Source organism: Methyloceanibacter sp. (assembly GCF_051306395.1).
In the GTDB taxonomy this organism is placed as follows: domain Bacteria; phylum Pseudomonadota; class Alphaproteobacteria; order Rhizobiales; family Methyloligellaceae; genus Methyloceanibacter.
The window spans coordinates 1-3,718 of the sequence record NZ_JBPPND010000059.1; the positions used below are offsets into that span (position 1 = coordinate 1).

At 63.7% G+C, this 3,718-nt stretch carries 2 protein-coding genes; one reads left to right on the forward strand and one right to left on the reverse strand.

The features are described from left to right. Window positions 1-425: 425 nt before the first annotated feature. Window positions 426-1,517, reverse strand: coding sequence for an ISL3 family transposase (locus ACSLE4_RS03870; protein ID WP_435903163.1), 1,092 nt, complete (start codon window positions 1,515-1,517; stop codon window positions 426-428). Window positions 1,518-2,007: 490 nt separating this feature from the next. Between ACSLE4_RS03870 and tnpC the strand changes: the two genes are divergently transcribed. Further along, window positions 2,008-3,438 (forward strand): IS66 family transposase, encoded by a 1,431-nt coding sequence (gene tnpC / locus ACSLE4_RS03875; protein ID WP_435903164.1) that lies wholly within the window; start codon window positions 2,008-2,010, stop codon window positions 3,436-3,438. Window positions 3,439-3,718 lie beyond the last annotated feature (280 nt).

The following is a 3,718-nucleotide window of genomic DNA, read 5'->3' on the forward strand; positions in this document are numbered from 1 at the left end:
ATGGATAGCGCCGAGAATGCGCTGCACCTCGGCATGGGAGAGCGTCTGCGGCAGACGCTTCTGCTTCGGGAGCCGGATCTTTTTTTGGGTCTTCAGGAAATCGAGTGGGTGGTTTTGGTCGGATTCTGTCCGCCGGCCAACGGCTGGAGGAGATGATGTGGACCGCTCGCCGTTGCGTCTGCCTGCCTGGGGGTTGGCCGCTCAGGCAGTGAAGAGGCCGTCGGATATGTGGACGATCCGCTTCGCGGAGCGGCTGCGCTTCCCCCGCGTTCCGTGACTTGGATGACTGGCAGCCTGGCAACGCGGGGAAATGCTCACCTTCGCCCACATACCCGCCAGCCCTGCCACAACCCCGATGAGCTTCGAGAGGAGGGAGAAGAGGAAGACCAGCGATCGCGGCACGCGCTGTCGGCGCGCTGCGAGGCTCAATGCCGCGGCAGCATGCAGGTGAGGACCTTGAGGCGTAGATACTCCTCGTCGCGCAGGCCATAGGCGCGCCGTTGAAAGACTCGGATCTTGTTGTTGAGGCCTTCGACGAAGCCGAGCGAGACCTTGTTCTCGGGCTTGCAGTAGGCGGCGATGCCGTCCCAGTGTCGCTCGATCATGTCGGCGAAGCGTTGGTAGGGCTCGAGCCGCTGCCACTTGAGCTTGGCGCGCCAATTGTCGAAGAAGCGGCGCGCCCAGGTCTCGCGCGTGTAGTCCCAGAGCTGGCCGAACTCCTCCTTCAGGAGGTAGGCGGTGTTGAGCCGCTTGTTGGCGGCCAGCAGCAGCGCGAGCGAGCGCTTGCCCTCCAGCTTGAGGTTGTCGTGGCGCGACAGCAGATTGTACTTCTGGCCCTTGATGAAGCGCCGATCCTTGCCGCTGACGCGGGCGTATTCGGCCTTGCGCACCTTGTCGAGCGCCTCGCCGAGATGGCGCATGATGTGGAACTTGTCGAACAGGATCGCCGCCTGCGGGGCACGCTGGTTGGCGACAGTGCGGAACGGCTTCCACATGTCCATCACGGCGAGCTCGACCTTGGCGCTCTTCCTGGGGCCCAGCCAGTCGTAGAACTGCGCCATGCTGGCCTCGGAGCGATCCGCGCCGCCGAACCAGATCGCCCGCCGGCGATCGAGGTCGCTGACCACGATGCGATAGCTGTGGCCCTTGCGGATCGAGATCTCGTCGATCCCGATCGCGCGCGGTCCGGGCATGCCGGCGCGCCCGAGCTGGGCCCGCATGTACTGCTTGTCCAGCGTCTTGACCGTGTCCCAGTCGAGCCGGAAGTCCCTGGCGACATCGCTGATCGACGCTTCCCGGCAGCGCCGCCCGACCTCGTGCGCGAAGCGCTTGGTGAAGTGCGGGTTGTCGGCCAGGAAGTCTAGGCGCTCGCGCTTCACGCCGCCACAGTTGCGACAATCGAGGCGCCGCACCTCCAGCTCGAGCCGTATCCGATGGCCTCCACTCGACAGGTCGCGGACTTGGCGAACCCGCCGATCATACCAGCCCTTCTGCACCTGCCCGCAGCAGCCGCACACGGTTTTTTTGAGCGCCGATGCAGACTGACGATGCGCACGTCCGGCTCGCCGAACACGCCGCGCACGAACTCATCCGGACGAAAGCCTGCAAACCGATATCCATCCGACAGGCGACGCCGCCGCTTCCGATCCTTGCCCATCCCTCAGCGTGACAAGAATCCGCAACCATCAAAGTCCGGAAAGCCCACTATCCACAAGCTTCTTGCTGTGTTCCCCTTCCAAAATCACCCACTCGATTACCTGAAGAGGCATAAAATAAAAGTCTCCTCGTGCAACCGCTGCCGCGCAGACCCAATACTTCGGCCGCTATTCCGGTGTCGTGTTGAGCCGGTCCGGGTGGAAGCGGTCAAGTGTGTGTGCTGCCGAACTATGCTCTAATTGCTCAACCCATTCGGTTAAAAAACTCGTAACTGCCCAGGTTGTTTCCTGGCACCGTGATTTTTAGCAGATTTTCCTGGACGCGGGAATCGCGTTCCGATTCAAGAATCGGATGGTCGCTGGATCGCCAGATGTTCCGTCCCGTGAAGAACTGATCGCGCTGATCGAGGCGCAGGCGGCGCAAATCGCCGCGCTTATGGCTCGGGTTGCGGAACTCGAGCGCCGGCTCGGCCTGAACAGCTCCAACAGCGGCAAGCCGCCGTCGAGCGACGGGATGAAGAAGCCGGCGCGGGTGGCGAGCCTGCGCGAGCGCTCGAACAAAAAGCCGGGCGGGCAGAAAGGCCACGAGGGCGAGACTCTCCGGCAATCCGCCGCCCCCGACGCGATCGTCGATCATTTTCCGTCGATCTGTTCTGGATGCGGCGGAGCCTTGACGCGCGGCATGGCGCTCGATCACGCGGCGCGTCAGGTGCACGACCTGCCCGAGCCGCGCCCGCTCGTCGTCACCGAGCATCGCGCGCATGTCTGCCAATGCGCGGGCTGCGGCGCGCGAACGCGGGGCGCGTTTCCCGACGGCGTGAACGCGCCCGTGCAATATGGCGCGCGGATCGCCGCCTTCGCGATCTATCTGACGCACCAGCAAATGCTCCCGCAAAAGCGCCTCGTCGCGCTCATGGCCGATCTGTTTGGCGTCAGGATCGCCGCCGCGACGATCGAGGGCATGAGCCGCGCCTGCGCCGTGCGCCTGAAGGGCTTTTCCGAAACAGTGCGCGGTCTCGTCGCCGGCGCGCCGGTTAAACACATGGACGAGACCGGCTTTCGCATCGGCGGCAAGACGCAATGGCTGCACGTGGCCTGCACGGTCCTGCTGACGTTCTATCGCACGTGCGCCAAACGCGGCTCCCTGCTCGCCGGCGTCGCGGGGATTGTCGTGCACGACCACTGGAAGCCCTATTACACGATGACCGGCGTGCTGCACGCGCTGTGTAACGCGCATCACCTTCGCGAGTTGAAGGCGCTCGTCGAGATCGAGAAGGAGGATTGGGCCCGCCAGATGCAACGATTGTTGCGCAGAGCCTGTCACGCCGCCAACCTCGCGCGCGACGCCGGCGTGGCTCTCAAGCCGGGCCTCGTCGCATGCATCGAGCGTCGCTTCGACGCGATTGTCGCGGCGGGCCTCGCCTTTCACGAGGCGCAGCCGCCATTGGCGCGGGCCGTAGCCAGACCCGGCGGCAAAACCCGGGGCCGCGCGCCGCGACGCACCGGACACAATCTGCTGCTGCGCTTGCTGGCCCGGCGAAGCGACACGCTGCGCTTTCTGCGCGATCCCGCCGTGCCCTTCAGCAACAACGAGGCCGAACGTGACGTGCGCATGATGAAGCTGCGCATGAAAATCTCCGGCGGCTTCCGCTCGCCCGAAGGCGCCGCCGACTTCGCGACTATCCGCGGGTTCCTCTCAACCGCCAGAAAGCAGGGCTGGAACATTATCGGAGCACTGACCCGTGACCCGGGGGATCTCGAAAAGGCCCTACGCGCGGCTTAAAATCACAAGGAAACCTGGGCAGTTACGGTTTAAATGCTTAGGGATGATATTTGACATTGCGGGTGAGTCCAAAAAGCTACAATTTGCACTTTTGGCCTCCCCTTTCTGCAGATGTACTTACTGCATCCCGATTGCTAATATCTTGAGTGCCATGGTCCAGGTTTCGAACTTGCCTCGGCTGATGGCCACGAACGCCCTGATGATTGAGTGTCTTGCCCGCAACCAACGCCTCTAGACTTGCCCGGATCGACGGCCGCCGCCTGCGTAGCGAGCGAACCAA

Coding starts and splice junctions, on each gene's coding strand:
- tnpC (WP_435903164.1), top strand. CDS start 2,008: ATGGTCGCTGGATCGCCAGATGTTCCGTCCCGTGAAGAACTGATCGCG.